The sequence below is a fragment of the Pseudidiomarina tainanensis genome (assembly GCF_900115255.1).
GTDB lineage: Bacteria > Pseudomonadota > Gammaproteobacteria > Enterobacterales > Alteromonadaceae > Pseudidiomarina > Pseudidiomarina tainanensis.
Window position 1 is genome coordinate 403,678 of record NZ_FOYU01000001.1, and the last position, 26,991, is coordinate 430,668.

The window sequence follows — 26,991 nt, forward strand, 5'->3', positions numbered from 1 at the left end:
GCACTTTATCTCGTATTGAAAAATCATCGTGAAACCGCACGGGTCATAACTGAGGACGATCATGGCGTTATCTGACATTGTTGCTGCCGCTGAAGCAGCCGTTGCACAAGCAACGACCCCGCAAGAACTCGACGCTGTTCGAGTAGAATATATGGGCAAAAAAGGGCAATTAACCGAGCAATTAAAAAGCTTAGGTAAGCTAAGCCCTGAAGAGCGTCCTGCGGCAGGACAAGCCATTAACGAAGCCAAGCAACGTGTGCAAGAATTGATCAATGCACGCAATAACGAATTGAAACAAGCTGAGCTTGCGCAGAAATTGGCCGCCGAACGCATAGATGTTAGCTTGCCAGGTCGTCGTGCTCAGGTGGGCGGATTCCACCCAGTTACAAAAACGATTCAACGTATTGAAGCGTTTTTTGGTGATTTAGGGTTTCGTACCGTTGAAGGTCCCGAAGTTGAAGATGACTTCCACAATTTTGATGCACTGAATATTCCAGCGAATCATCCAGCACGAGCAGATCACGATACGTTTTATTTTACTCCGACCACAATGTTGCGTACGCAAACCTCAGGCGTACAGATTCGGACTATGGAGCATGAACAGCCACCACTTCGAATTATTTCACCGGGCCGCGTATATCGGAACGATTACGATCAAACCCACACGCCAATGTTCCATCAGGTGGAAGGCTTGATGGTGGACACCGACGTGAGCTTCACGCAATTAAAGGGCATTTTGGAAGACTTCTTGGTCAACTTTTTTGAAGAAGAGCTCGAAGTACGATTCCGTCCGTCGTATTTCCCGTTTACTGAGCCTTCAGCAGAGGTTGATGTGCGCCGTAAAGATGGCAAATGGTTGGAAGTATTAGGGTGTGGCATGGTTCACCCGAGTGTCTTACAGGCCGTTGGCATCGATAGTGAAAAATACACTGGTTTTGCCTTCGGTATGGGCGTTGAGCGTTTAACGATGCTCCGCTATGGCGTTAATGACTTGCGCGCATTTTTCGAAAATGACGTGCGTTTCTTGAAACAATTCAATTAATTAGCCGGGTAAGCAGATGAAATTTAGTGAACAGTGGTTACGTACCTGGGTGAATCCGGCGTTAGACAGCGTCGCGTTATCTGAACAGTTAAGCATGGCTGGCCTTGAAGTAGATGGTATTGAGCCAGTAGCTGAGGCGTTTTCTGGCGTGGTTGTTGGTGAAGTTGTGAAATGCTGGCAGCATCCAGACGCGGACAAGTTGCAAGTGACCGAGGTCAATGTTGGTACCGATGAGTTAGCAACCATCGTTTGTGGTGCACCAAACTGCCGCCAAGGTTTGAAAGTTGCTGTTGCAACAGTCGGTGCCGTGTTACCAGGCGACTTTAAAATTAAGAAAGCCAAACTACGTGGACAACCGTCACACGGTATGCTTTGTTCAAGCTCAGAGTTGGGCTTGAGTGATGACCACGACGGTATTATCGAATTGCCGTTAGATGCGCCGGTTGGCATGGATTATCGCGAATATCTAGACCTCAATGATGTGGTTTTAGACGTTGATTTAACCCCAAACCGTGCTGATTGCTTAGGTTTGCGTGGTATTGCGCGCGAAGTCGGCGTATTAAATCGTTTGGAAGTGACTGAACCAGAAATCAAAGAAGTACCTGCGGTTCATGACGAAGACCGCGCTGTGGTTCTTGATGCTCCAGCCGCTTGTCCACGTTATCTTGGCCGAGTTATTCGCAACGTTAATGTGAGTGTAAGCTCGCCATTATGGTTACAAGAGCGTCTACGTCGCAGTGGTATTCGTAGCATCGACCCCGTGGTTGATATCACCAACTACGTATTACTAGAGCTGGGTCATCCAATGCACGCCTTTGATAATGATAAGCTAGAAGGCGCTGTGCATGTGCGGATGGCGAAACCAGAAGAAAAGCTGACGTTACTTGACGGTAATGAAGTCACGCTGCAAAACGATGTATTGGTGATTGCTGATGAGCAAAAGCCACTCGCAATGGCCGGAGTTTTCGGCGGCGAGGGCAGCGGTGTGACTGAAAACACCACGAACGTATTTCTAGAGAGTGCGTTCTTCAGTCCTGATGCAATTGCTGGGCGTGCACGCCGTTTCGGTTTGCATACTGATGCATCCCATCGCTATGAGCGCGGTGTTGATCCTGAACTACAACGTACCGCCATGGAACGTGCAACGGCATTGCTACTGGAAATTTGTGGCGGTGAAGCTGGTCCAATTGTTGAGGCTGTAAGTGTTGAGCATTTACCTGAGGCAGCGCACGTTACCTTGCGTGCTGAGCGTTTAGAGCGCGTTCTTGGTATTAGCATCGCCACAGAAGAAGTCACTGAAATTCTGCAACGTTTAGGGTTTGTGGTTATCACCACTGACTCTGGCTGGAATGTGACTGTACCGACGTTCCGTTTCGATATCAGTATTGAAGAAGACTTAATTGAAGAAGTTGCTCGTATCTACGGCTACCACCGCATTCAAGCGGCGGCACCCGCGGCGCAATTGCGGATGATTCCACGCCAGGAAGCTCAGTTGACTGCAACTGGTATGAAGCGCACCTTGATTGATCGTGGTTATCAAGAAGCGATCACCTACAGCTTTGTCGATCCGAAACATCAAGCCATGTTGTTTGATGAAACAGCTGCATTAACGTTACCGTTTCCGATTTCGGTTGAGATGTCTTCCATGCGTGTCAGCTTATGGCCGGGCTTGATTGGTGCAGTGGCACACAACCAGAAGCGCCAGCAACAAAGCTTAGCGTTCTGTGAAACAGGTCTTCGCTTTTTACCTGACGAGACAGCTGAGAATGGCGTGGTCCAGCAACCGATGATCGCGGGTGTTCGTGCAGGTAAAGCTTACCCAGAACATTGGAGCGACGGTGAACGTGCCGTTGATTTTTATGATATCAAAGGCGATGTTGAAGCATTATTGGCATTGACCGGCGCGGCTCACGAGTTCCGCTTTGTGGCAGACCAGCATCCTGCGTTGCACCCCGGTCAGTCGGCAGCTATTTTCCGTGGCGATAAGCGAGTCGGTTACATAGGCGCAGTTCATCCGCAGTTTGAGAAGAAACTCGGTTTGAATGGACGTACATTTGTGTTCGAACTTGAACAAAATGCTATTGCTAAGCGCACTGTTCCTCAAGCTCAGCCGATTTCAAAATATCCATCGATTCGTCGTGACTTAGCAATTGTGGTGAAAGACTCTATTGCGGCCGGCGAAATTTTTGCGGCAATTGAAAATATTGGCGTAAATCATTTAGTTGACCTAAACTTATTCGATGTATATCAAGGGACTGGAATGGCAGAAGGCCATCGCAGTTTAGCGTTATCGTTGACATTGCAACATGCGGAGCGCACTCTTGAAGACAATGAAATCAATGCAGCCGTGAAGACGGTTGTGGAGATGCTAACATCTGAATTCGGGGCAACCCTAAGGGAGTAAGCTATGGCGCTGACCAAAGCAGAAATGGCCGAGCATTTGTTTGAGAAATTTGGATTAAACAAAAGCGATGCAAAAGATCTGGTCGAAAACTTCTTTGAGGAAATTAGACGTGCGTTGGAAAGTGGTGAAGAAGTGAAATTATCAGGATTCGGTAATTTTGAACTTCGCACGAAAAACCAACGACCGGGACGGAACCCGAAAACCGGTGAAGATATTCCTATTTCTGCGCGACGGGTTGTTACTTTCCGCCCCGGTCAGAAGCTGAAACAACGCGTGAGTAACGCTAAAAAATAACGTGTTCGACACATTAAAAAAGGCCGCTATTATAGCGGCCTTTTTGTTAATAACGCTGTTTAACTTATTTAAAAAATAAGCTACTAAAAGGATTCAATAAACGACTCAGACCAGTCGTGAAATACAACGGCCCTTCGAGCGCAGCAATAGTTAAACAGTCATGGTCTTGTGTCGCTGGTGAATGCTTATGCTGTTCATCCAGCAGCATAAAATCACCGTCACGATACTCGTTGTTTTCATCGTTAAACACGCCATTAACCACTATCGTAACTTCGTTACCTTTGTGGGTGTGTTCAGGAAGCGATGCGTGCTTATCCATATAGATGAAGTTCAACATTTCTTCGCCGCCGACACGAACCGGCGCACGCCACAACTTACCAGGTAAACGACTCCACTCACCGATGCGGTGTGAGTTACGAGCCAGCGTTGGCGGCAGGGCGAAGCGATGACCTTCTAAGAAGAGGCTATCGTTTGCCGCAGCTGTATTATTGACAGCTGGTTGCTGCGAATCAAAGATTGCTTGCAGCATCGCTTGCTCATCAAAACCATGAACAATGTTTGCTGTTTCCGATTCACCAAATAGTTTGGCGGCCATGTGTTGCTCGATATCTTGTACATGCGCTTGGCACTTCGGACACATGTCAACGTGGGTTCCAACCATCATTAACATGGCGGGGCTGAGTTCACCAGCGGCATAGAGCACCAAGTGCTGTTCTGAAGGGTGGAATTTAATCATCGTGCTGTATCAACTCTTTCAATTTCTGTAGTGCTAACCGGGTGCGTGACTTGACGGTACCCAACGGAATCTCCAAGGCATCAGCGACTTCTTGCTGCGATTTACCTTCGATATAAATAAGCTCAATTACCGTACGTTGTGCTTTTGGTAACTGTTCACAATAAACGGCCAGTTGTTGCATCAACAAGTCGTTATCTAACGCATAATCGTCATCAAGTGAATCATTTGTTTCCGCAAGTACCGGCCACAAATCATCCGCACTTAAATCGTTTTGGCGATGCTTATTTTTACGCAACAAATCAAAGCGAATGTTACGTGCGATGGTGAATATCCAAGTAGCCGCTGAACCACGATCGGGCTTAAACAAATGGGCTTTATGCCAAACATTTGTCATGGTTTCTTGAACCAAATCCATAGCGGTTTGTTCGTTACCAAATTGGCGCGTGGCATAGGCTTGAAGACGTGGGGCGAAGTAGCGAAATAATTCACTAAATGCGGCCCGCGATTGCTCTGCAGCTATTTTCGCGAGTAATTCGGCAGCGTGTTCGGGGTTATCCGGCTGCGCAGAAGACATAGTTTTCCGTTGTGTTAGTCTATGAGTTGCTGTCTGCATAGTAGTTTATACCCACCGGGATATTCAACATATTGTCTGATTTAAACGTAATTAATTATTTCTTGGATCACTGCACTGATTAAATCTTAACCAGCCGCTTGCTGGTTACTCTCCATAACCAAATTACGAAGAAAGTCTAATGCCGCATCTGCGGTGTCTTCGTGCAATAACTCCTGCTTCGTTTTTGCTGATACGGGTAGCAATTCTAACCAACGCAAACACACCCAATCCGCGTGTTGAAGTTGCGAGTCATCGTAGGCAATGGCCATTTCTGGATAGGTGTTATATATCTCAATCAGCTGTTCTGCTAAAAATTTATCATTGGGTACAAGTTGTTGCTGCGGCCATTCTTGCACGCGTTCGGTTCGCCCAACACGTAAACCGTCTTCATCTACTTTTACATCAGTAATACGAAATAGATGATGTCCAGCAACAGTAATACCAAGCAAACCATCGGGTAGTTGTTCAAAATCGACGATGGTTGCTGCGGTACCAAGCGGATGAATGTGGGTATTTGTTTGACGGTCACCGTCATCGTTCAGCATACACATACCAATTGGACGACAGTCGCGTCCGTTGCACGCTTCTTTGACCATACGAATGTAGCGAGGCTCAAAAATGCGCAGGCGCATTGTGCCGCCTGGTAACACGTGCCCCGAAAGCGGAAATAAAGGCATTGTTTGGTGCGCATCAGTCATTGTTGCTAACCTCATAAATAACAGATACAGCAACTACGCAGGGAATTTTGTTTTGGATTAATTTGCAATGAACTTTTATAGCTATTTTTCGTAATTTTCTTCAGTCTAAGTAAAACGCTATAAATTTAGCGCTTTTATAGAGCAGTAATGCAACCGAAAAGGAGTGTCACGGTGGCGATTAAAGTAGGTATTAGTGCTTGTTTGCTGGGCGATCAAGTTAGATTTGATGGTGGTCATAAAAGATCAGATTTCTGCGCCAACGAATTGCAACGTCATGTTGAGTTCGTCAAATTGTGTCCAGAAGTCGGAATTGGTATGTCGGTGCCGCGTCCGACAATTCGTTTAGAGCAACATGCTCATGGTGTGCGCGCCGTAGTACCGAAAACCGGCGAAGACGTGACCGAACGGTTAAGTAATTTTGCTGATAAGGCACAGCCACATTTGCAACAGCTCAGTGGTTATGTGCTGTGTGCCAAATCACCCAGCTGCGGCATGGAGCGCGTCAAACTTTACGACCCAGATACAGGCTATGCGCGCAAGGAAGCTGAAGGCATTTTCGTTAAACGTCTGCGCGAATTACATCCAGCACTTCCACTTGAAGAAGACGGCCGTTTAAATGATGCACCGTTGCGGGAAAATTTTGTCATGCGAGTTTTTGTTTACCATGCATGGCAACAATTACCAAAACCATTGCGCAAGGCAGATTTACTGAACTTCCATACCGAACTGAAACTGCTGTTATTAGCGCACAATCAAGCTGAATACCGGCGCTTAGGACGACTCGTTGCTGAACAACAAGAAATTGATGCAGCGTTCGCGAGACAGTACATCGAAGCGATTATGGCTGCACTTGGTAAGCCAGCAACGCGGGCGAACCACACCAATGTATTGCAGCATATTCAAGGCTATTTCGGACAGCATTTATCAAAAGATCAGAAAGCTGAACTCAGCGGACTCATTCTTGATTATCACGATGGCGTGCAGCCGTTATTAGCGCCGCTGACTTTGTTGCGCCATTACTTGCGCGAGTATCCAAATGATTATTTGCAAGGCCAGCGATATCTCAATCCATATCCTGCCGATTTAAAATTGAGGTATGCACTATGAGTTATGCCGGTGTGTGGTTTCGCGGTGACGTTCGATTAACTGCCAACCCAGCTGTCAGTGCAGCAAGTAAAGTGAACGGTAGCGAACAGGCAATCCCAGCATTACTACTCATATGCCCACAACAAATGAAAAACCACGATTGGGCGCCAATCAAGTGGGACTTGTTACGCCGGCACTTAGAGGTATTTGCCAAAGACGCTGCGCAGCAAGGAATTCTATTATCTATTGAAATGATTGAGTCTTGGTCGATGGCGGCAAAAGCTGTAAAACGCTTTGCACAGCACCATGAGTTGACTGAACTGCACTTTAATACGGAATATCCGGTTCATGAACAACGTCGTGATCGCGCTGTAACTGCCGTATTAGAAGAGCAGCACATTAAGGTGCAGCAGCATCACGGTAGTCTTGTGGTACCGCCTGTGCTAACGACTCAGGCAGGCAAGATGTATCAAAAGTTTACGCCGTTTGCCAAAGCGTGGCGTGAGTATGTGGCACAAAATGGTTTACCGGTAGTTGAGGCTTTGCCCAAACGTGAGTCGGTAGCGCCAGCGAAAGTGCCAGTTGTTGATTACCCAGTGCGGGATTCGAGTGCATGGCCCGTTGGCGAAGCAGCGGTTCGTGAATTGCTGACAAACTATGTGAATAAAACTGTTTGTGGTTACGCAGATGAACGAGATATCCCTGGTCTTGATAGCACTTCGCGGTTATCCCCATACTGGGAACTCGGCATTCTTTCGCCGTGGCAAGCTGTGCATTTATTGGCGCAACAAAGTGCTCAGTTCCCATCAGGTTTAGACAAAGGAGCCGACACGTGGTTAAACGAGCTCATATGGCGCGAGTTTTATTTGCACCTAATGAAACATGTGCCACGCTTGAGTTATGGCAAAGCATTTTTGCCGCATACCGACGCCATGCAGTGGCGAAATAATGAGACTGAGTTTGATGCCTGGTGCCGCGGCGAAACAGGCTATCCTATTGTAGACGCTGGTATGCGCCAATTAGCAGCCGAAGGCTGGATGCATAATCGTGTGCGCATGATAGTGGCTCACTTTTTAGTGAAAGATTTAATGATTGATTGGCGCTGGGGCGAGCAGTTTTTTATGCAACACCTCATTGATGGCAGTTTCGCAGCAAATAACGGCGGCTGGCAGTGGAGTGCTTCAACGGGAACAGATGCAGCGCCGTATTTTCGCGTATTTAATCCGACCTTACAGAGCGAAAAAGTTGATCCCGATGGTACCTATATTCGTAAATGGGTCAAACAATTAGAAGATTGCCCGGCTAAGCAAATTCATGCTCCTGCGGCATGGTTAAAGCAACGCGGTCGAGACGACTATCCAGCTGCTATCGTGAATCACAAACAAGCAAGGGAGCGATTCTTAGCAGCATTTAAAGCCTTATAAAACGTGTTGAACAACAGGGGGATTCATGACTAGTGTAGCAAATATCGTAGAACAGCTTGAGCAGCTCTATGACAATCTAAATGAAGAAAGTATAGCTGCACTCGATACATTGTATTGTGACGATGTAACGTTTGTTGACCCGATTCACCATGTGCAAGGCTTAGATAGTCTCAAAACGTATTTTCGCAATACCATTAAAGGAATTGAATACTGCCATTTCGCGTTTGCTGAGCGAGCGCGACAGGGTGATGACGTGTTCGTATCATGGCAAATGCGATTAAAGCATCCTAAATTGGCGCAAGGGCGTGAGATCTTAGTGCCGGGCACTAGTCATTTAAAACTAGAAAACGACAAAATTTTATCGCAAACCGATTATTACGATGCCGGTGCGATGCTGTATGAACATATTCCAGTGATTGGTTATGTCATTGAGAAAATCAAAACGCGGGTAAAATCGTCATGAATATTTTAATCACCGGCGCAACTTCAGGCATCGGCAAACAGGTTGCAATGGACTATGCGAGTGAAGGCCATACTGTCATTGCCTGCGGTCGCAATACGGACGTACTTGCTGAGCTTGAACAGCGATTCCCCGATAACATTGCGGCGCAACGACTCGATGTGAGCGATGCAGACCAAACTCAGCAGGCATTAGCGGCCTACACCGATGTTGACGTCGTTATCTTGTCCGCGGGGGTGTGTGAATACGTTGATATTGAGAATTTTGAAGCTGCAATGTTTGAGCGCGTCTTTGAAGTAAATGTATTTGGCATGATGCGTTGCGTTGAAGCCTTATTACCGAACATGAAAGCGGGGAGTAAGTTGGTTTTGGTTGGTAGTACTGCGCGCCTATTACCATTTACTCGAGCCGAAGCGTATGGCGGTTCAAAAGCAGCTATTCAGTACATTGCGCGAAGCTTACAAGTTGACCTCGAAAGAAAGGGCATCAAGGTGTTGACGGTATCTCCCGGTTTTGTCGAAACGCCAATGACCGATGCCAACGATTTTGAAATGCCAATGCGAGTATCCGTTGAGTTTGCCTCTGATCGAATCCGACAGGGCATTCGTAAAAATAAGACTGATATCACCTTCCCAACAATATTTGGAATGTTTTTAAAATTAATGTCGCGATTGCCGCAAGCATGGCAGGTGGCGTTGTCTAAACGTATGTCCTAAGTGGCGGCGTAGCGAACAGTTCATCCAATGGAGTAGTACTTGCATGAAGATTGCCATAATCGGCTCGGGGATTGCGGGCTTAACATCAGCCTACCTTCTAAACAAACAGCATGATGTTGAAGTCTTTGAAAAAAATGATTATATCGGTGGCCATACGCATACCGTTCCGGTTCATGTTCATGGCAAAGACTATGCGATTGATACCGGTTTTATCGTTTTTAACGATCGCACGTATCCACACTTTAGAAAATTAATGCGAGAACTCAATGTGTCTTGGCAAGACACCGAGATGAGTTTCAGCGTACGTGATCCTGACACTGGTTTAGAGTATAACGGTCACAACCTCAATACCTTATTTGCTCAACGTGGTAATTTGTTTTCGCCGAAATTCTATCGTTTAATCAACGGGATATTACGTTTCAATAAGGCAGCAAAAGCAGCGTATGAAAGCGGTGATAACTTAGATGAAGTCACACTAGGCGAATTTCTTAAGCGCCAATCTATTTCGAACGAAGTGAGTGAACTGTACTTACTACCGATGGTTGCGGCTATTTGGAGTGCGAGCTTAAAAGAAGCGGAAGCATTTCCATTAGGCTTCTTTTTGCGATTTTTCTCGAATCATGGGCTACTTAACGTTGCCGACAGACCACAGTGGCATACGATTATTGGTGGCTCTAGCGCGTACATCAAACCGTTAACAGCTAGCTTTGCTGACAAAATCACCCTGAATGCCAACATAGTCGCGGTGCATCGGGCACTATCAGATCGTGAAAGCCCGGTCACGTTAGAGTTCGCTGACGGAACCATGCAAGATTTTGATGAAGTTGTGTTTGCTTGTCATAGTGATGAAGCCTTGGCACTGCTGGCACAACCAACAGCAGCCGAGCAGCAAGTACTTGGTAACATTCCGTATCAAATGAATGAAGTCGTATTGCACACAGATGTTCGTTTATTGCCTCGCAATAAGCGAGCATGGGCGAGTTGGAACTATTTATTGCATAACGATGATGACGCTCGCACCAGACCAAGTTCTGTGAGCTACAATATGAATATCCTGCAGCGTATTTCTGCGCCCGAGGTATTTTGTGTGACATTAAATAATACTGCCGCGATTCACCCGGAGAAAATCTTGGGTACTTATCATTATGCTCATCCCGTTTACAGCGTTGAGTCGATGCAAGCGCGCACGCAACGAAATAGTATCTGTGGCCATAACCACTGTCATTTTACCGGCGCATACTGGTACAACGGTTTCCATGAAGATGGTGTGCGTAGCGCGGTGGATGTAGCGAAGCGCTTAGGAGTTGAGTGGCATGCTGGCTAGCGCCATTTTGAAGGGGCGAGTGCATCATGCACGGTATCGTCCCACGCAACATCAATTCAGTTATAGCATCGCCCAGTGGTGGCTTGCGCTTGATGAATTAGATCAGGTCGCGGCGCAAAGCCGCTGGTTTTCAACGCAGGGTTTTGCGCCGTTGCGATTTCGTCGTGAAGACTATCTGCGTGGTAGTCATGGTGATTTAGCGCAAGCCGTGCGCGATAAGCTTAGCGAGCTTACTGGACAGAAAATTTCAGGGCGTGTGTTTTTCTTAGGAGCAGTGCGTACATTTGGATTGTACTTTAGCCCACTGAACTGTTATTTCGTCCAACCTGAAGGGCACAGTGACTATAGCCATATGCTCGCCGAAGTAAGCAATACGCCTTGGAATGAGCGCCATTACTACGCCTTAGATTTGTCTCAAGCATTAGTGCATGACAAAACGTTTCATGTTTCACCGTTTAATCCCATTGATATGCGCTATCACTGGCAATTGATTCCACCGCAGCCGACAGTTGATCACCATGCCATGGTGCATCTCGACGTACACGCTAAAAAGCGCGATTTTAGTGCAACAGTAAAATTAACTCGCGTTGAATTGAACTCGAAATCTATTCGTAACGTATTACTAAGATATCCGATAAACACGTTGGGCACAGTAAGTGCTATTTATTGGCAGGCGTTACGGTTGTGGTTAAAACGTACACCTGTGTACACGCATCCCAACACCGATAAGTCTAAATAAGGGTTTGTTTTAATGTACAAAGAGAACGCATTGACGGTTATGCAAAACGATTTAGGTAGCATTGATAAGATTTTGCGAAAGACGGTATTGAGCTTGCTCAACCGTCTGAGTGAAGGTTATTTAGTGGTGAAGGAGCGCGGTCAAGTTGTTGGTCGTTTCGGCAAAGAAGCCAGTTCGCTTAAAGCTGAAATCGATATTCAAAAGCCGGGTTTCTATCGTCGCTTTCTATTTGGCGGCAGTATCGGTGCTGCTGAATTGTTTATGGATGAGAGTTGGACGACGCCGAACTTGACTCACGTTATTCAAGTGTTCGCACGTAATTTGCCAGCACTTGATGCAGCTGAAGCGAAACTGAGTTGGATTCTATTGCCAATTCAGAAGTTTCAGCACTGGCGCCGCAATAACAGCAAGCGTCAGGCAAAAGAAAATATTTCTGCACACTATGATTTAGGCAATGATCTGTATCAGGCGTTCTTAGACCCAGCATTGCAATATTCTAGCGCGGTTTACCCACACGATGATGCAACGCTTGCCGAAGCGCAACAGCACAAGCTAAAGCGTTTGTGCGACAGCCTCGAATTAACTGCGGCTGATCATCTGCTAGAAATCGGTACAGGGTGGGGCGGTCTTGCCGTCTTTGCAGCGAAGAATTATGGCTGTAAGGTCACCACGACAACGATTTCAGAAGAACAGTACAGCTATACCAAAGAACTCATTGAACGCGAAAACTTAGGGCATTTGATCACGCTGCTCAAAGAAGATTATCGTGATTTGACCGGTACTTACGATAAGTTGGTATCAGTGGAAATGATTGAAGCAGTAGGGCGTAAATATATGCCAACGTTCTTCAAAACCTGTAATCGTTTGTTAAAGCCAAACGGCAAGATGGCGTTGCAAGCAATTACGATTGCCGACCAACGCATGAAGAGCTACGCTAACTCAGTGGATTTTATCCAAAAATATATTTTCCCAGGTGGCTTTTTACCGTCATTAACGATGATGGCAGAAATGTTTACTGACCAAACCGACATGGTGATTCGTCATATTGATGATATCGGTTATGATTACGCCCAAACGCTTGCAGATTGGCGTGTGCAGTTTAATCATGCGCATCCGCAACTGATGCAACATGGCTATGATGAGCGCTTTGGGCGCATGTGGAATTATTATCTTTGTTACTGCGAAGGTGGTTTCCGTGAACGTACTGTATCAGCGGTGCAGCTCGTGGCAACCAAACCACAGTGTCGTTAAACGAAAAATCTCGCCAGGTCGCTCGCACATGGCTTCCTAAACTAGCTGGACTATTTCTGTTTGATCTAGTCTGGCTCAGTGCCGTTGCAGGCCGCTCAGACTGGTTAGTTGCTACCGTCATTCTAGTAGCACTGCAGGTAGCTTTAGCTATTCGTAGCAGCGACTTTCATTGGACACTCTATACTGTCCTTGTGTTATTAGGTTTAGCGCTTGAAGCGACCGTGGTTGGCGTTGGTATTCTTACCTTTACTGGCGGCTTTTTACCAGTTTGGTTGATTTTACTTTGGCTCGGCTTTGTCGGCATGCTGATGAACACCCTGAGTGGATTGGCTGGCCGGCCGTTATGGGCTGCTTTGCTGGGTATTGCCTCAGGTCCTTTAACCTATGCTATTGGGATTCGTTTAGGCGCCGCTGAACTACAATCACCTGAATGGCAGCTTTGGGTAATCTATGCGGCGCTTTGGGCCGTATATATGGTGATATTTGCTTGGTTAATGCCACGCGTTGTCAAAGTGGCAAGCTAACCAATCGGGAGGTTCATCATGACAAAATCATTTCGTTTGTACATTCACAAAGGCTTGGTTGCATCACTTGCGCTAGTTCTTGGTGGCTTCAACTTTGTCGCTGCCGCGAAGCAATGCACAGTCGATGCTTTCGAAAATTTACAAAAAGTCGGTGAAACACGCTTAAGCGTTTGGTTTTGGGATGTTTATGACGCTGAGTTGCGCACTGATACCGGCGCATTTGAAAATGCCGAGCAACGAGCACTGCAGCTGAGTTACTTACGTGATATTCAAGCAAAGGACTTGGTTGAGACGACGGCAGAGGAATGGCAACGACTTGGTATAACGCTAAGTGCCGATCATGAGCAATGGCTCCAAGAGCTACGCGAGATGTGGCCGAATGTAACTGAAGGCGATTGCATCACGTTATTAGAAACCGAACAAGGGCATGCAAAGTTCTATGGCCCTAAAGGAGAGCTTGGCGAAATCGCTTCAGCACAATTTACAGACGATTTCCTAGCCATTTGGCTTGATGAAAATTCTCGCTTTAAAAAAGAGCGCAACCAATTAATAGGAGTGCAGCAATGAAATTCTTAAAAATGTTAGCCGCAGTCAGTGCGTTAAGTTTTTTGGTTGGTTGCTCGGCGAATATCGAAGACTATCAAAACGAACAGCCGCAATTGAAATTGGAACAGTTCTTTAATGGCGAACTTGTCGCTCATGGCATGGTTCAAGATTATAGCGGTAAGGTTATTCAACGCTTCCGAGCTGATTTAAAAGGCACCTGGGATGGTAATGAAGGGGTGCTGGATGAACAGTTTTATTATGCTGATGGAAGCGAGCAAGAACGTATTTGGTACATTACCAAAACCGGTGAGAATAGCTATGAAGGGCGTGCCAGTGATGTCGAAGGTGTCGCCAAAGGAACCACTGCTGGCAACGTATTAAATTGGAGTTACACACTGATCATTGAGCGCGACGGCGAACCGTTTGCAGTCAAGCTTGATGATTGGCTTTACCTTGTGGATGAAGACAACATGATTAACCGTACGCAGATGTATAAATTTGGTCTGCCAGTTGGTGAAATCACGCTCTACATTGGTAAAAAAGACCAGTAATTTCGAGTTCAAGTTTTTAGCCAGCGCTCCGCCACGTCGCGCGCGTGTTGCAAGTTGCGGCAATAAGTGAGTTGGCTTGATTGTTTCTCGATACCGGCGCGGCTGAGTTTGACCACCATTCGCGCTGGTAAACCCACCAAAATAACTTTGATACGCTGACGTTGCATTTCATCAACGAGCGAACGCAACGCATTGATAGCGGTACCGTCAATACTCGGCACATCCTGCATATCTAATATGAGAATATTGACCTCGCCCGGAACGCGTTCGAGCGCGCTCAATGCTTTTTCAGCAACGCCAAAAAATAGCGGACCATTGACATCATAAACGATAACCGATGGTGGTAGTCCTTGTGTTGCAGGGTGCGCTTCGTTATGCCGCGTTTGTGAGCTGGTCAGGTTCGCCATGCGCTGAATAAAAAGGGCGCCGGCTAAACCGATACCAACAGCGACGGCAAGCACCATATCGAATAATACAGTTAACCCGAAACAAACCAATAAAATTGCGACATCGCCGCCAGGAGCAGTCCGAATCGTTCTGACAAAGTGCCGTGCTTCACTCATATTCCAAGCAATAATAAACAGTAACGCTGCCAATGCAGCCATAGGTACAAGGCCTAACAAGCCAGCTAACGCCACAACTGCAAGTAAAACCACCAGCGAATGGACTACAGCGGCAATAGGGGAGCGAGCACCGCTACGGATGTTTGTGGCGGTTCGAGCCAGCGCTGCTGTGGCCGTGATACCACCGAATAACGGTGCGGCAATATTGCCAAGCCCCTGACCAATCAGTTCGGCGTTTGGATCATGTTTGGTCTTTGTCAGGCCATCCGCAACAACGGCACACAACAACGATTCGATCGCACCAAGCATTGCAATCGCAAACGCTGGGCCAGCAAGGTTTACAATCAAATCAAAAGATATTTCCAATGGTTTGCCATCAGCGCCTGGTAGATTCCAAGGTGCAACAAAAGTCGGCGGAATTGGCGGAATACCCTGGCCGGTTTCGTCATTGGCTGTCCAGCTAAAGCGCGACGCAATAGTCTCGATAAACTGACTGCCATCGGACAACAGATAATGATTCATCAAGTAAGCTAAAAATGCAGCGGCGATTAAACCCACCAAGGCCGCTGGTATAGGAAGCTTGAACTTCGGCCAAATTAACAACAAAGCTAGCGTAAATATGCCAACACTTAACTCAGCACTATTGACCGTTGGCATCGCTCGAATAATGGCGGTCAAGTTAGTGATGAAATGTTCACCCATTTTGTCGGTCGTTAAACCGAAAAAGTCAGGTAACTGTAAAACGGCGATGACTACGGCTATTCCTGCGGTAAATCCCAGAATGACAGGATAGGGCACAAACTGAATCAGGCGACCCATGCGGGCAATACCAAGCGCAATTAATATTACCCCCGCCATCATGGTTGCGATGAGCAAACCACCCAGCCCATATTGTTGAACAATGGGGAATAGAATAACGACAAACGCTGCCGTCGGTCCTGAAACGTTGTAGCGCGAACCGCCGGTAATAGCGATGATCGCGCCAGCGATAATTGCTGTATATAGGCCATGTTGTGGCGGTACGCCGGTAGCGATAGCCAATGCCATGGACAAGGGTAAGGCGACCGTACCGATAGTAATTCCGGCGAGAATGTCTTGGCGCAAATCAGCTAGCGAATAGCCAGCCAACCAAGCTGCCTTAAGACCACTAAAGAGTTGCGGTAGAGTGACAATGCGTTGCGGTTTCGCCATGGGAAGTTACCTTTGCCAAACAACAAGATAAGTTCACAAAGTATACGCCAGTTATCGGTGTTTTGATGCGCTGATGATCAAAAAAGCCGACAGTCATGTCGGCTTTTGTTTACAGCGTGTATTGGATGATTAATTAATCATACCCACGAGGCAAGCGTGATAACGTATTGTCTTGCTCAAGACGCTGACGCCATAGTTCTTTCGCGGTTAGGCCGCCTGTGGCTGATTTCGCCACTTTAGCGCCTTTTGAATCAGATTTGGCTGCCGCTTTTGGTGCTGTTTTGCTTGGCGTTTTCTTAGCTGGCGCTGCTTTTTTAGCTGGCTCAGCTTTTTTGTCCGTTTTCTTTTCCGCTTTTGCTGCTGGCTTTTTAGTTGCGCCACCAGCCAAGCTTTCAGCTTCTTCCGCAAGTTGTGCAAGACGCACGTTTTTGCCGCCATCAACGCTATACCAGCCGCCTTTTGCTTCAATTTTCGGTTTTTTACCGTGAGCTTGCTGGTATGCTGCAGTAAAATCAGCAAGCACTTGGTCTTTATCAAGTTTGCTCATGGATATTATCCTATAGCTATATAATGTATGTGTGCGTCATTTTTATACCGTTTTTTAAGCATATTGTCTAATGTCTGACTTATTTGTCGAAAATATATGCTAAAAACACACCGTATGACTCAATTTTCAACAGAAACGAGGACATCGTGCAACGTTCTGAACTCCAGCATTATCTCAATGAATTATTACAAGTTGACCGTATTCGGGATTATTGTCCAAATGGTTTGCAGGTGGAAGGCCGGCAATCGATTCGCAAGATTGTCACCGGGGTTACAGCCAGCCAAGCACTCATTGACGCGGCGATAGCGCAGGGGGCTGATGCTATTTTTGTTCATCACGGTTACTTTTGGAAAAGCGAACCAGCGGTGATTACTGGCATGAAGAAACGTCGGATTCAAGCTTTGTTACGGGCCGATATCAATTTGTTTGGTTATCACTTGCCGTTAGACGTTCATCCAGAGTTGGGGAACAATGCGCAACTGGCGCAACTCTTTGGTTGGCCGAAGCCAGAACCGTTATCGAGCGTTGAACCCACGGGGGTGGTGATGGGCTGCACGTTGCCGCAACCGGTGACATCGCAAAAACTTGGTGAACATATCGGACGCTGCTTAAAACGGCCATTGACCGTACGGATTGATTCGAGCCAGCCGATTTCACGGATTGCTTGGTGTACCGGTGGTGGGCAAGGCTACATTGATCATGCGGCAGTCGCTGGTTTTGATGCGTTCTTAAGTGGTGAAATATCTGAACAAACCACGCACAGCGCGCAGGAACAAGGCTTAGCCTATTTCGCGGCTGGTCATCATGCAACCGAGCGTTATGGTATCCGTGCTTTGGGCGAGCATCTCGCCGAGGAGTTTGGTCTTGAGCATGTGTTTATCGACATTGAGAATCCAGCCTAATGGCCAAACGCGATCAAAGCTTTGAGGGCATCACACAGAAGTTCTCGCGCAATATCTATGCAACCAACAAAGGTAAGATACGCTTAGCTGTGCTAGAACGGGATTTACAAGCTTGGTTGCCAACCTCCGCTGAGGCGGCCAATATGCGAGTACTCGATGTAGGCGGCGGGCTCGGTCAGTTGTCTATGATGTTCGCACAGGCCGGCTGTGATGTGACGCACACTGATATTTCTGGGGAAATAGTTGCCGAGGCACAAGCGTTACATAGCCAGCATGGATTACAACAACGCTACCAATACCACGTCGCACCACTACAGCAGCTACCTGAATTACTTCAGCAATCTTATGATATCGTGCTGTGCCATGCCGTTCTCGAGTGGCTCGTTGATCCACAACAAGCATTAGTAACACTTAAGCAGCTAATGCGACCGAATGGTCGCTTATCACTGATGTTTTATAATCGTGACGCCAAAATACTTGCCAATATTATTTTTGGTAACTTTGATTACGTGCAAGCTGATTTAATGGTTAAAAAGACAGTTCGTATGAGCCCACAACAACCACTGGCACCCATGGATATGCGTGATTGGCTTGAACAGTTGCAATTGAAAGTGACTCAACGCACTGGTGTACGATGTTTTCATGATTATTTGCGTAATCGCGATGATCAAAAGCGTTACGAGGAGTTACTCGCACTAGAGCTGCGCTATAACCAGCAATCACCCTTTGTTGATATTGGTCGTTACTTGCATTGGCAAATTGAACATGCCTGAACCCACGATGAACGATCAACCGATCGTGATTTATTACAATCAGTTAAGCCGACGCGCACGCCGCTTGGCGCAACGCTATGAAACGTTCTTCACTCGGCATTTGCAGGTTGTGACGCTAGTTCCGAGTACAGCAAGTGCAGTGCACGATACCCAGCAACTCACTCAAGTCTGCTCAACAGCACATGAATGCGTTGTTATAGGTGGGGATGGGAGTATTAATATCGTCGTCAATGCACTTATTCAAGCATCTTTGCAGCATCAGGTTTTGCTAACAGTGATCCCTGTTGGTACCGGAAACGATTTTGCACGTGATCACGGGCTTCATCGTTGGAACTGGCGTATGACCAACAACAGTGTTACTCAAGCAGAGGCCGTTGGTGTGGCGCAAGGCGCCACACAAAGCCGCTATTTTGTGAACCACGTCGGAACCGGGTTAAGTGTCGATTTAATGCGGCTTCAACCACAATGGTTGAAACAAAGTGCAGGCCATTTAAGTTATTTAATAGCCTTAGCGCGTTATGTGTTGGGATCGCTGTCGCGACGTTCACGTATTCGTCGAGACAAATCATGGGATGACGGTCAATTTGTCGCGCTAGGGCGTTATATCGGTGGTGGCTTTTTAGTGCATCCAAAAGCCGATAGAACGACTGCGATATTGGCTCGTATTCGTATTCCGGCAATGCCGCGTATCCGTCAAATCAAGGCGTTGTTAAATGTTCTTAAGGGCCGCATTGAAGCAACTGCTGCGATTGAGTTTGAGCGAGGCCGGCAATTTTCGCTCGGTGATACTGAGCATGTACTTGAGCTTGACGGCGATATTTATTTTCAAGGGCCTGCTACCGTCACTATCGCCGCGACAACAATTTTGGTATTGGTGCCACATTATGATTGAGCAAACTAAAGGGGAGAATTCATGAGTACCAACTGTGCATTTATTGGTCTTGGCGTGATGGGATATCCGATGGCTGGGCACCTTCATCAGGCCGGCTTCACAACGACAGTCTATAATCGTACCACTGCAAAAGCTCAGAAGTGGGCACAAGCTTATCACGGCGATTATGCCGAAACACCGGCTATGGCAGCTGCGAGCGCGACTTTCGTGATGCTGTGTGTAGGCAATGATGATGATGTGCGTAGTGTCGTTTATGGTGACGATGGCGTTTTAGCATCAATGAAAGCTGGCACGGTATTGATTGACCATACAACGGCTTCGGCTGAGCTTGCAAAAGATCTTGCTCAAGCTTGTCACGAGCGTGGCATCGGCTTTTTAGATGCGCCAGTGTCTGGCGGACAGCAAGGCGCTGAGAATGGTGTATTAACAGCGATGATTGGTGGTGATAAAGACGCTTTCGATCAGGTTGATGAAGCCTTAGCTTGTTATGCAAAAACCCGCGAATATATGGGGCCAGCAGGGCATGGTCAACTCGCGAAAATGGTGAATCAAATATGTATCGCAGGGGTGGTGCAAGGTTTAGCTGAAGGCTTGCAATTGGCACGCAAAGTTGGCCTTGATCCGGATACGTTAATTAATGCGATTAGCCAGGGTGCAGCCGGCTCATGGCAAATGAAAAATCGTTATAAAACCATGTGGGACCAACATTATGAACATGGCTTCGCGGTAGATTGGATGCGTAAAGATTTGAAAATTGCGCTTAGCGAAGCAGAACGGCAGGGTTTGAGTATGCCTTTGACCGCTTTAGTTGACCAGTTCTACGCCGAAGTTCAAAAGATGGGTGGTGCTCGTTGGGATACGTCGAGTTTACTTGCTCGTCTCGAAAAATAATTTATCTCAGACAAATAAAAACCCCAGCTCGAAGCTGGGGTTTTTTAATTAATTCAATACGAAGAGCTTAACGAATACCCATACGGCGCAATGCACCAGTAGAGAAATCACCACGAACTGGCTCGATATCGAAGTTCATGTATTCACTTTCTTCGTTCGCCAGACCCAGCAGAATGTAACGACCTGAGTTGAGGTCATATAATGCTTCTGCTGCCATCCACGGCGTATCGTGATAGTAGAATTGAGTATTGTATGCTTCCGCTACACGCCACAGCTCACCACGGCCATCATAATGATCAATAACTGACGCTGTCCATGTATCTTCGTCGATAAACATGTGACGAGTTGCATAAATGTGACGCTCACCATCTTTCAGCGTACCTTTCACTTCCCATACACGGTGCTTCTCATAACGCACGTAGTCTTGGTTCATGTGGCCTGGGCCGATGATGTCGTCGTACGACAATTCAGTATCCATCAACTTGTAGTTGTTGTATGGAATTAACATTTCTTTCTTGCCAACAAGTTCCCAGTTGTACTTATCTGGTGCACCGTTGAACATATCTAAACCGTCAGAAGTACGCAGACCGTCAGAAGCAGTACCTGGACCATCATATGCTACCGATGGTGCTTTACGTACACGACGCTGACCGGCATTGTACAACCAGGCACGGCGAGCTTCTTTTACCTGATCGATAGTTTCGTGAACGAGCAACACAGTACCAGTCATACGAGCTGGTGCTAATACTTCTTGCAAGAAGTAGAACAAAACGTTGTCGTCATCTGCTTCACGGCCAGTTTTCAGATATTCAGGGAATACCAGTGATTCACGTAACAGTACTGGAACAAAGTCACCATTCTCGAGTACTGGGAACTGGTTCACCAAACGCTGAACGGCACCGCCACGATAACGGGTGATGTGGTTCCAAATGATTTCCAAGCCATTTGCTGGGATAGGGAAAGGCACGTGCTTATCAAAGTTAGCCAAACCATTACCGCCAGCAACCAATTCAGCGTTTGCCGCATTTTTCGCAATCACGTCATATACGTCTTGCGGGTATGCTGCAGTACGATGCGTTGGGTAGACATGCATTTTGTACTCGGGGTACTTGTTGAACATTGCGATTTGACCGGCTGAGAGCAAATCTTTGTATTGATCAACGTTGGCGGCAGTAATGGTGTAAAGTGGTTGTTCGTCAGCGAACGGATCAGCTGGACGCTCTGGTGCTTCACCTTCAGCGCTCTTACTGTAACCGCCAGTCCAAGCTGGAATAGAGCCGTCAGCATTACCTGCTTTAACAGCACCTACAGGCGTTAAATCGTTCCCCAAACGTGCCGCTTCTTCTGGGCTAACTTTTGCCATGACCGTAGCGGACACAACAGATAGCGCAAAAATACCGGCTTTGAGCATCATTTTATTCATTGTGCTTTTCCTTGTTGTTCTTGATATGCTTGCTTTACCGCAATAAAGCTACATCAAAACTTAACAAATTTAAATGGCCAACTGATACTAGCGTTAAAACAGCGTTCGTTGTAAGGTATCAGCTGGTTTGACCTCTAGTTATTTTTCCATAGCATGTATCGCGAAATGGAAATTTGCAACTATTAACAAGATATAAGACTCAGAATTTTTACGAGGGTTCCATGATAAAAGCGACAGCTTATGCTGGTGCAGCAGTAATTGCAGCCTTATATGGCGCGCCCAATTCTGCTTTTGCGGACACAATTACTGATTATGAAGTGATTAATGCACCGGCAATGAAGGCCGCCAAAGCGCCACGTACGGTGCTAACCGAGATTACTCAAACGGAAAAATATACCGTTGCTGTTGGCGATTATGGTGTAGTGCTGTTCCGTGAGCCTAGCCAGAGCGAATGGCAGCAGGCCGAAGTGCCAACTAGTGTATTGTTTTCTGCAGTTGATTTTGCTGATGTGGATCACGGTTGGGCTGTCGGCCATCATGGAGTTATTGCAGCAACGACCGATGGCGGTCAAAGCTGGCAAGTACAACTGGACGGATTCGAGTTTATTGCACTGCAACAGCAGCACTTTCAAAAAATAGTGGATGATTTAACTGCGGAACTCGATAGCCTTGATGGCACCGATCCAGATGCTGAAGATGAACTGGCCTTTGCGTTAGATAATGCTTCGTTTTTATTAGAAATGGCTCTGGCAGCAGACGCTGAAGGCCCAACGAAACCGTTTCTCGATGTTCACGCTGTTAACCCGAACGTTATATTTGCTGTCGGAGCTTACGGTACTTTAGTGCGCTCGCGTGATGGTGGAGTCAGCTGGGAGATTCTTGATGATCGTATCGAGAACCCTGATGGTTATCATTTAAATGCTCTGAGTTCAGATGATCAATATGTTTATGTCGCTGGTGAAGCTGGCCAAATTTTTCGCAGTGCGGATTTAGGTGATACATGGGAGTCACTCGATTCACCATATTATGGTTCATTCTTTGGCCTCCACAAAGATAGTAAAAATCGGTTATGGGTTGTTGGATTGCGTGGCAATATTTTTGTCAGTAACGACCAAGGTGATAGTTTCGACCAAATTAAATTACCCGACAACGTTAACATTAACTCGGTTGTCGATGCGCCTAACGGCGGTGTTTACTTAGTTGGTAATGCAGGTGTGATCGGTTGGGTTGATGCTGCTGGTAATATTAAGCAAATGACCCATAGTTCGGGCGCCGCGTTAACTGATCTTGTTGCTCACGACGATGGTCGATTGACAGTTGTTGGGCAGCGTGGCGTTCTCGAAATCGGTGATTTCGCCTCTGAATCTTCAGCACAAACCCAAGAATAATAAAGGAACAATAGCAGCATGTCTGAACAGTCTATTGAGTCAAAAAGCGTGTGGTTAGAGCGTGCGCTCTTCAACTTTCGTCCATTGTGGTTTGTGATTTTCGCAGTGTTAACTGCGTTTTTAGCATGGCATGCAAGTCAGGTTCGCCCTGAAGCCAGTTTCACTAAAATGATTCCAACCCAGCACGAATTTATACAAAACTATTTTAAACATCAGGAAGACCTTGCCAGCTTAGGCAACGTGGTACGGATTGCTGTTGAAACCACAGAGGGCGATATCTTTACCCCCGAGTTCCAAAAGACACTTCAAGAGATTACCGATGAGGTATTTTTTATCCCTGGCGTTAACCGCAGCGGGTTAAAAAGTATTTGGACGCCTAACGTACGCTGGAGTGAGGTTACAGAAGAAGGTTTTGTCGGTGGGCCGGTTATTCCAGATAATTGGGATGCGTCAGAGCGTGCGTTAGATCAGCTCCGTACGAATGTGTTGCGTTCTGGAGAAGTGGGTAACTTAGTTGCGAATAACTTTAAATCAGCGTTGATTCTCGTACCGTTGAATGAGGTGAACCCAGATACCGGCGAAGCGCTTGATTATCAGCAGTTTTCACAGCAACTTGAAGAACGCATTCGGGATAAATATCAAAACGACACAGTAAAAATTCATATTACTGGTTTTGCCAAAGTTATAGGCGATTTGATTGAAGGCGCTTACCAAGTCGGTTTGTTCTTTGTGATTGCGATTGTCATCACCTTGCTCATGCTGTTCTGGTATAGCCGCTGCTGGCGCAGCGCGTTTGCAGTACTATCGTGCTCGATTATCGCTGTGGTTTGGCAATTGGGTATCATTGAATTGATTGGCTCTGGCATTAATCCTTACTCGATGCTGGTACCGTTTTTGGTTTTCGCAATCGGGGTAAGTCATGGCGTGCAGATTATTAACGCGATTAGTAATAATCGCGTTGACGGACATGACAAGTTTATAGCCAGCCGATTAGCTTTCCGTTCGCTCTACATTGCAGGTTTAACGGCGCTAGTTTCAGATGCGATTGGTTTTACCACGTTAATGGTTATCGATATCGAAGTGATTCAAGAGCTTGCTATTGCTGCAAGTATTGGTGTGGCGGTTGTGGTACTGACTAACCTCGGCCTATTGCCGATTATCATGTCGTATACGGGCGTGTCACCGAAGGGGGTTGAATATGTTCGTTCAACCCGCGAGGAACAGCATCCAGTGCTTGCTTTCTTTGGGCGCTTTTCGCAGCCGAAATGGGCTTATAGCGCTTTAGTTGTTGCGCTCATTGGCCTCACTTGGGGTCTTGTGTATAGCCAGCAAATGAAGATTGGTGACTTAGACGCCGGTGCGCCAGAATTACGCCCAGATAGCCGTTACAACCTTGATAACCAATTTATTGTTGATAATTACAGCTCGAGTACGGATATTTTTGTGGTGATGGCGGAAACAGCGCCAAGCCAATGTATTGCGTACGACAATCTTGAGTTGATGGACCGCTTTAGCTGGCATATGGAGAATACGCCAGGCGTACAAGACGTAAAATCAGTTGTATACGTGGCGAAAATGGGGTCATTCGGTCTCAATGAAGGGAACTTGAAATGGTTCAGCCTAAACCGTAATCAATATGTGTTGAATGCAAATACGGGCCGAACGCCGCCTGGATTAATCAACCCTGATTGTTCAATGGCACCAATTATTATTTATTTGAATGATCACAAAGCAGAAACCCTGCAAACGGTTGTTGCATCGGTGAATTCGTTCAATCAGCAATACCAACAAGAAGGTTTAGAATTGTTGATGGCTGCCGGTAACTCAGGTATCGAAGCGGCAACAAATTCAGTCATTGAATCAGCTCAAACCAAAATGCTGTTATGGGTTTACGGTGTTGTTATTGTGCTGTGCTTGATTACGTTCCGTAGTATTCGCACCGTAACGTGTATTGTATTGCCATTGATGCTGACCACCATTATGAGTCAAGGCCTCATGGCTGTGCTCGGTATTGGAGTGAAAGTTGCGACCTTGCCCGTGATTGCTCTGGGTGTCGGTATTGGTGTCGATTACGGTATTTATATCTATACCAAAATCCGAGAAGGCTTGGCGCAGGGTATGCATCTCAATGATAGTTATAAATATGCCCTTGATAGCACAGGTAAAGCAGTTGGATTCACGGGCTTAACGTTAGCGATTGGCGTGGCAACTTGGATTTTCTCGCCGATTAAGTTCCAAGCGGATATGGGAATTTTGCTGACCTTTATGTTCCTCTGGAACATGTTAGGTGCGTTAATTCTCATACCAGCCTTAGCGCGCTTCTTCGCGCGCTTTGGCAAGCAAGTTCACTAGTTAATTTAATGGTTATCAGATTCGGCGTCGGCCAATATAAAGTCGGCGCCGATATCTGCAATCACCATGGTTGGTGCATTGGTATTGCCGCTGACCACTGTTGGCATAATTGACGCATCAATCACACGTAAGCTTCTCACACCATTCACACGTAGTTTCGGATCAACCACAGCATGGTTGTCATTGCCCATTCGGCAGGTACTGGTTGGGTGATAAATCAAGCCTATGTTAGCCGTAATTCGTTTAAGTAATTCATCATCCGAAGTAACTTCGCCTGGCCAAACTTCGCCACCGTTATGCGCAGCCAAAGGAGCTTGGTTCATGACATGGCGTACCTGCTTTACGCCTGACAGCAGGGCATTTTTATCTTCTTCGTTATCTAGAAAATTATAACTAAACGTTGGCGCTTGTGTAGGGTCAGAGCTAGCTAGACGCAGTTCACCACGCGCTTTGGGGCGCAATACGCAAACGTGACAGGCGTAACCGTGCGTGAAAGCGGGCCACAAATCCCAACCACTGTCGTTGAATCGCGTTGAGACAAAATGCAGTTGCAGGTCAGGAACATCAAGTTGCGGCTGACTTTTTATAAAGCCACCCACTTCTGCCGGTGAAACGGCAAGTGGACCGGTTTTATGCCGCTGATACTGCCACCACGCGGCAGCCATCTTGAGTAACCCGCGCGGTGTAATGCTAATACCGTCTTTGCGCTTATTACGGTAATGAATCATCACATCGACATGATCTTGTAGATTTTTACCGACCTCTGGGCTGTCGACAATAATTGGAATGCCGTGTTGTTCTAATTCGGTTTTCGGACCGATACCTGAAAGCAGTAACAATTGCGGCGAGTTAATGGCACCGCCGGCGATGATGACTTCTCGATGGGCAGAAGCCACGTAAGTCTTACCACGCTGTTTAAACTGAATACCATTCGCACGCTTGCTATCAGCAGTGCCCTCTACGGTAATCCGTCCAACTAAGCTGTGGGTAAAAATGGTCAAATTAGATCGTGTGCGCGCGGGTTCCAAGAACGCTTTACGTGCACTGAAACGTGCGTTTTCGAATATCGTAAATTGATACGGACCAACACCGAACAATTGTTCACCGTTAAAATCTGGATTAAAGGGGATACCGGCGGCCACGCCAGCTTCAACAAATTGTTTCGCCGCACTGAAATACACCGGAACATCACTCACTTTCAATGGACCATGAGCGCCATGAAAGGTATCTTCACCACGTTGATTACATTCAAGTTTACGGAACCGTTGAAGTATTTTGTCCCAAGCCCAATCAGGTGAACTCACGGCTGCCCAATGCTCGTAATCGCTGGCTACACCGCGGGTATAAATCATCGCATTAATTAGACTGCTGCCGCCGAGCCCTTTGCCACGTGGTGTGTAGAGACCTTTGCCGTTGCGCAAGGGCGCTTTATCTGAACTGCGATACAACCAGTTAAAGGCTTTGCTATGCATAAATCGAATCACGCCACCGGGCATATCGCTAAACGGTGATTTACCCTCGCCACCAGCTTCAAATAGCGCAACACGGTACTTGCCACTGGCTGTTAGCCGTTCTGCCAATACACACCCAGCAGTGCCGCCTCCGACAATAATATAATCAAAATGCAATGCCGGCTTGTTCATTGGGTTATCTCTTCAATA

At 46.8% G+C, this 26,991-nt stretch carries 26 protein-coding genes; 19 read left to right on the forward strand and 7 right to left on the reverse strand.

Features of this window, described 5'->3' with window-relative positions:
* Positions 1-61 precede the first annotated feature (61 nt).
* From pheS to BM292_RS01955, 3 genes are read left to right on the forward strand one after another with little or no spacing between them, the layout of a single operon-like run.
* A complete protein-coding gene (gene pheS, locus BM292_RS01945) occupies positions 62-1,042 on the forward strand; it encodes a phenylalanine--tRNA ligase subunit alpha (RefSeq protein ID WP_092854735.1) in 981 nt (326 codons plus the stop codon).
* 16 nt (positions 1,043-1,058) lie between these two features.
* Positions 1,059-3,446 (forward strand): phenylalanine--tRNA ligase subunit beta, encoded by a 2,388-nt coding sequence (gene pheT, locus BM292_RS01950; RefSeq protein ID WP_092854737.1) that lies wholly within the window; start codon positions 1,059-1,061, stop codon positions 3,444-3,446.
* A gap of 3 nt (positions 3,447-3,449) precedes the next feature.
* Positions 3,450-3,740, forward strand: a complete 291-nt coding sequence (locus tag BM292_RS01955; RefSeq protein WP_092854739.1) for an integration host factor subunit alpha — start codon at positions 3,450-3,452, stop codon at positions 3,738-3,740.
* 64 nt (positions 3,741-3,804) lie between these two features.
* On the opposite strand, the gene BM292_RS01960 is transcribed toward BM292_RS01955, so the two are convergent.
* From BM292_RS01960 to BM292_RS01970, 3 genes are all read right to left on the reverse strand, one after another.
* Positions 3,805-4,476 (reverse strand): ChrR family anti-sigma-E factor, encoded by a 672-nt coding sequence (locus BM292_RS01960; RefSeq protein ID WP_092854741.1) that lies wholly within the window; start codon positions 4,474-4,476, stop codon positions 3,805-3,807.
* Positions 4,469-5,050, reverse strand: a complete 582-nt coding sequence (locus BM292_RS01965; protein WP_233340201.1) for a sigma-70 family RNA polymerase sigma factor — start codon at positions 5,048-5,050, stop codon at positions 4,469-4,471. The genes BM292_RS01960 and BM292_RS01965 overlap by 8 nt, the downstream gene beginning before the upstream one ends.
* A 125-nt stretch (positions 5,051-5,175) precedes the next feature.
* A complete protein-coding gene (locus BM292_RS01970; RefSeq protein WP_092854745.1) occupies positions 5,176-5,787 on the reverse strand; it encodes an LON peptidase substrate-binding domain-containing protein in 612 nt (203 codons plus the stop codon).
* A 147-nt stretch (positions 5,788-5,934) separates the two neighbouring features.
* Between BM292_RS01970 and BM292_RS01975 the strand changes: the two genes are divergently transcribed.
* Genes BM292_RS01975 through BM292_RS02020 form a run of 10 tightly spaced genes read left to right on the forward strand, consistent with a single transcriptional unit; the run spans position 5,935 to position 14,408 of the window.
* Positions 5,935-6,894 (forward strand): YbgA family protein, encoded by a 960-nt coding sequence (locus BM292_RS01975; protein ID WP_092854747.1) that lies wholly within the window; start codon positions 5,935-5,937, stop codon positions 6,892-6,894.
* Positions 6,891-8,297: a cryptochrome/photolyase family protein gene (locus BM292_RS01980; protein ID WP_092854749.1), complete on the forward strand. Its 1,407-nt coding sequence runs from the start codon at positions 6,891-6,893 to the stop codon at positions 8,295-8,297. Before BM292_RS01975 ends, BM292_RS01980 begins: the two co-directional genes overlap by 4 nt.
* Positions 8,298-8,322: 25 nt before the next feature.
* Positions 8,323-8,760: a nuclear transport factor 2 family protein gene (locus tag BM292_RS01985; RefSeq protein WP_092854751.1), complete on the forward strand. Its 438-nt coding sequence runs from the start codon at positions 8,323-8,325 to the stop codon at positions 8,758-8,760.
* Positions 8,757-9,473 carry an SDR family NAD(P)-dependent oxidoreductase gene (locus BM292_RS01990; protein WP_092854753.1) on the forward strand — a complete coding sequence of 239 codons (717 nt, stop codon included), beginning with the start codon at positions 8,757-8,759 and terminating at the stop codon, positions 9,471-9,473. Before BM292_RS01985 ends, BM292_RS01990 begins: the two co-directional genes overlap by 4 nt.
* A 43-nt stretch (positions 9,474-9,516) precedes the next feature.
* Complete coding sequence (locus BM292_RS01995) at positions 9,517-10,797, forward strand: NAD(P)/FAD-dependent oxidoreductase (protein WP_092854755.1); 1,281 nt, start codon at positions 9,517-9,519, stop codon at positions 10,795-10,797.
* Positions 10,787-11,536 (forward strand): DUF1365 domain-containing protein, encoded by a 750-nt coding sequence (locus BM292_RS02000; protein WP_245751793.1) that lies wholly within the window; start codon positions 10,787-10,789, stop codon positions 11,534-11,536. Before BM292_RS01995 ends, BM292_RS02000 begins: the two co-directional genes overlap by 11 nt.
* A gap of 12 nt (positions 11,537-11,548) precedes the next feature.
* On the forward strand, positions 11,549-12,787 hold the full coding sequence (locus BM292_RS02005) for an SAM-dependent methyltransferase (protein ID WP_092854757.1): 1,239 nt from the start codon (positions 11,549-11,551) through the stop codon (positions 12,785-12,787).
* Positions 12,778-13,311, forward strand: coding sequence for a DUF2878 domain-containing protein (locus tag BM292_RS02010; protein WP_177203772.1), 534 nt, complete (start codon positions 12,778-12,780; stop codon positions 13,309-13,311). Before BM292_RS02005 ends, BM292_RS02010 begins: the two co-directional genes overlap by 10 nt.
* A gap of 18 nt (positions 13,312-13,329) precedes the next feature.
* Complete coding sequence (locus BM292_RS02015) at positions 13,330-13,878, forward strand: chalcone isomerase family protein (RefSeq protein WP_092854761.1); 549 nt, start codon at positions 13,330-13,332, stop codon at positions 13,876-13,878.
* A complete protein-coding gene (locus tag BM292_RS02020; RefSeq protein WP_092854763.1) occupies positions 13,875-14,408 on the forward strand; it encodes a DUF3833 domain-containing protein in 534 nt (177 codons plus the stop codon). The genes BM292_RS02015 and BM292_RS02020 overlap by 4 nt, the downstream gene beginning before the upstream one ends.
* A gap of 8 nt (positions 14,409-14,416) precedes the next feature.
* Here BM292_RS02020 and dauA read toward each other — a convergent pair whose 3' ends face one another.
* Both dauA and BM292_RS02030 read right to left on the reverse strand, forming a co-directional pair.
* Positions 14,417-16,162, reverse strand: coding sequence for a C4-dicarboxylic acid transporter DauA (dauA, locus tag BM292_RS02025; protein ID WP_092854765.1), 1,746 nt, complete (start codon positions 16,160-16,162; stop codon positions 14,417-14,419).
* A 133-nt stretch (positions 16,163-16,295) separates the two neighbouring features.
* Positions 16,296-16,709, reverse strand: coding sequence for a hypothetical protein (locus BM292_RS02030; RefSeq protein WP_092854767.1), 414 nt, complete (start codon positions 16,707-16,709; stop codon positions 16,296-16,298).
* Positions 16,710-16,855: 146 nt separating this feature from the next.
* Here BM292_RS02030 and BM292_RS02035 point away from each other — a divergent pair, with 146 nt between their 5' ends.
* Genes BM292_RS02035 through BM292_RS02050 form a run of 4 tightly spaced genes read left to right on the forward strand, consistent with a single transcriptional unit; the run spans position 16,856 to position 20,167 of the window.
* A complete protein-coding gene (locus BM292_RS02035) occupies positions 16,856-17,611 on the forward strand; it encodes a Nif3-like dinuclear metal center hexameric protein (RefSeq protein WP_092854769.1) in 756 nt (251 codons plus the stop codon).
* Positions 17,611-18,384 (forward strand): methyltransferase domain-containing protein, encoded by a 774-nt coding sequence (locus BM292_RS02040; RefSeq protein WP_092854771.1) that lies wholly within the window; start codon positions 17,611-17,613, stop codon positions 18,382-18,384. Before BM292_RS02035 ends, BM292_RS02040 begins: the two co-directional genes overlap by 1 nt.
* Before the next feature lie 7 nt (positions 18,385-18,391).
* The gene (locus BM292_RS02045) at positions 18,392-19,276 is read left to right on the forward strand and encodes a diacylglycerol/lipid kinase family protein (RefSeq protein WP_177203773.1); all 885 of its coding nucleotides are present in this window, start codon (positions 18,392-18,394) and stop codon (positions 19,274-19,276) included.
* A gap of 21 nt (positions 19,277-19,297) precedes the next feature.
* The gene (locus tag BM292_RS02050; protein WP_092854775.1) at positions 19,298-20,167 is read left to right on the forward strand and encodes an NAD(P)-dependent oxidoreductase; all 870 of its coding nucleotides are present in this window, start codon (positions 19,298-19,300) and stop codon (positions 20,165-20,167) included.
* Positions 20,168-20,234: 67 nt separating this feature from the next.
* Here BM292_RS02050 and BM292_RS02055 read toward each other — a convergent pair whose 3' ends face one another.
* Positions 20,235-21,590 carry a DUF1329 domain-containing protein gene (locus BM292_RS02055; protein ID WP_092854777.1) on the reverse strand — a complete coding sequence of 452 codons (1,356 nt, stop codon included), beginning with the start codon at positions 21,588-21,590 and terminating at the stop codon, positions 20,235-20,237.
* Between the two features lie 221 nt (positions 21,591-21,811).
* Between BM292_RS02055 and BM292_RS02060 the strand changes: the two genes are divergently transcribed.
* Together BM292_RS02060 and BM292_RS02065 are read left to right on the forward strand one after the other, a co-directional pair.
* The gene (locus tag BM292_RS02060; protein WP_092854779.1) at positions 21,812-22,978 is read left to right on the forward strand and encodes a YCF48-related protein; all 1,167 of its coding nucleotides are present in this window, start codon (positions 21,812-21,814) and stop codon (positions 22,976-22,978) included.
* Between the two features lie 18 nt (positions 22,979-22,996).
* Positions 22,997-25,330, forward strand: coding sequence for an efflux RND transporter permease subunit (locus tag BM292_RS02065; protein ID WP_092854781.1), 2,334 nt, complete (start codon positions 22,997-22,999; stop codon positions 25,328-25,330).
* Between the two features lie 5 nt (positions 25,331-25,335).
* Here the strand turns inward: BM292_RS02065 and BM292_RS02070 are convergent, their stop codons facing one another.
* The gene (locus BM292_RS02070; protein ID WP_092854783.1) at positions 25,336-26,973 is read right to left on the reverse strand and encodes a GMC family oxidoreductase; all 1,638 of its coding nucleotides are present in this window, start codon (positions 26,971-26,973) and stop codon (positions 25,336-25,338) included.
* Positions 26,974-26,991: the final 18 nt, after the last annotated feature.

Coding starts and splice junctions, on each gene's coding strand:
- pheS (WP_092854735.1), top strand. CDS start 62: ATGGCGTTATCTGACATTGTTGCTGCCGCTGAAGCAGCCGTTGCACAA.
- pheT (WP_092854737.1), top strand. CDS start 1,059: ATGAAATTTAGTGAACAGTGGTTACGTACCTGGGTGAATCCGGCGTTA.
- BM292_RS01955 (WP_092854739.1), top strand. CDS start 3,450: ATGGCGCTGACCAAAGCAGAAATGGCCGAGCATTTGTTTGAGAAATTT.
- BM292_RS01960 (WP_092854741.1), bottom strand. CDS start 4,476: ATGATTAAATTCCACCCTTCAGAACAGCACTTGGTGCTCTATGCCGCT.
- BM292_RS01965 (WP_233340201.1), bottom strand. CDS start 5,050: ATGTCTTCTGCGCAGCCGGATAACCCCGAACACGCTGCCGAATTACTC.
- BM292_RS01970 (WP_092854745.1), bottom strand. CDS start 5,787: ATGACTGATGCGCACCAAACAATGCCTTTATTTCCGCTTTCGGGGCAC.
- BM292_RS01975 (WP_092854747.1), top strand. CDS start 5,935: ATGCAACCGAAAAGGAGTGTCACGGTGGCGATTAAAGTAGGTATTAGT.
- BM292_RS01980 (WP_092854749.1), top strand. CDS start 6,891: ATGAGTTATGCCGGTGTGTGGTTTCGCGGTGACGTTCGATTAACTGCC.
- BM292_RS01985 (WP_092854751.1), top strand. CDS start 8,323: ATGACTAGTGTAGCAAATATCGTAGAACAGCTTGAGCAGCTCTATGAC.
- BM292_RS01990 (WP_092854753.1), top strand. CDS start 8,757: ATGAATATTTTAATCACCGGCGCAACTTCAGGCATCGGCAAACAGGTT.
- BM292_RS01995 (WP_092854755.1), top strand. CDS start 9,517: ATGAAGATTGCCATAATCGGCTCGGGGATTGCGGGCTTAACATCAGCC.
- BM292_RS02000 (WP_245751793.1), top strand. CDS start 10,787: ATGCTGGCTAGCGCCATTTTGAAGGGGCGAGTGCATCATGCACGGTAT.
- BM292_RS02005 (WP_092854757.1), top strand. CDS start 11,549: ATGTACAAAGAGAACGCATTGACGGTTATGCAAAACGATTTAGGTAGC.
- BM292_RS02015 (WP_092854761.1), top strand. CDS start 13,330: ATGACAAAATCATTTCGTTTGTACATTCACAAAGGCTTGGTTGCATCA.
- BM292_RS02020 (WP_092854763.1), top strand. CDS start 13,875: ATGAAATTCTTAAAAATGTTAGCCGCAGTCAGTGCGTTAAGTTTTTTG.
- dauA (WP_092854765.1), bottom strand. CDS start 16,162: ATGGCGAAACCGCAACGCATTGTCACTCTACCGCAACTCTTTAGTGGT.
- BM292_RS02030 (WP_092854767.1), bottom strand. CDS start 16,709: ATGAGCAAACTTGATAAAGACCAAGTGCTTGCTGATTTTACTGCAGCA.
- BM292_RS02040 (WP_092854771.1), top strand. CDS start 17,611: ATGGCCAAACGCGATCAAAGCTTTGAGGGCATCACACAGAAGTTCTCG.
- BM292_RS02045 (WP_177203773.1), top strand. CDS start 18,392: ATGAACGATCAACCGATCGTGATTTATTACAATCAGTTAAGCCGACGC.
- BM292_RS02050 (WP_092854775.1), top strand. CDS start 19,298: ATGAGTACCAACTGTGCATTTATTGGTCTTGGCGTGATGGGATATCCG.
- BM292_RS02055 (WP_092854777.1), bottom strand. CDS start 21,590: ATGAATAAAATGATGCTCAAAGCCGGTATTTTTGCGCTATCTGTTGTG.
- BM292_RS02060 (WP_092854779.1), top strand. CDS start 21,812: ATGATAAAAGCGACAGCTTATGCTGGTGCAGCAGTAATTGCAGCCTTA.
- BM292_RS02065 (WP_092854781.1), top strand. CDS start 22,997: ATGTCTGAACAGTCTATTGAGTCAAAAAGCGTGTGGTTAGAGCGTGCG.
- BM292_RS02070 (WP_092854783.1), bottom strand. CDS start 26,973: ATGAACAAGCCGGCATTGCATTTTGATTATATTATTGTCGGAGGCGGC.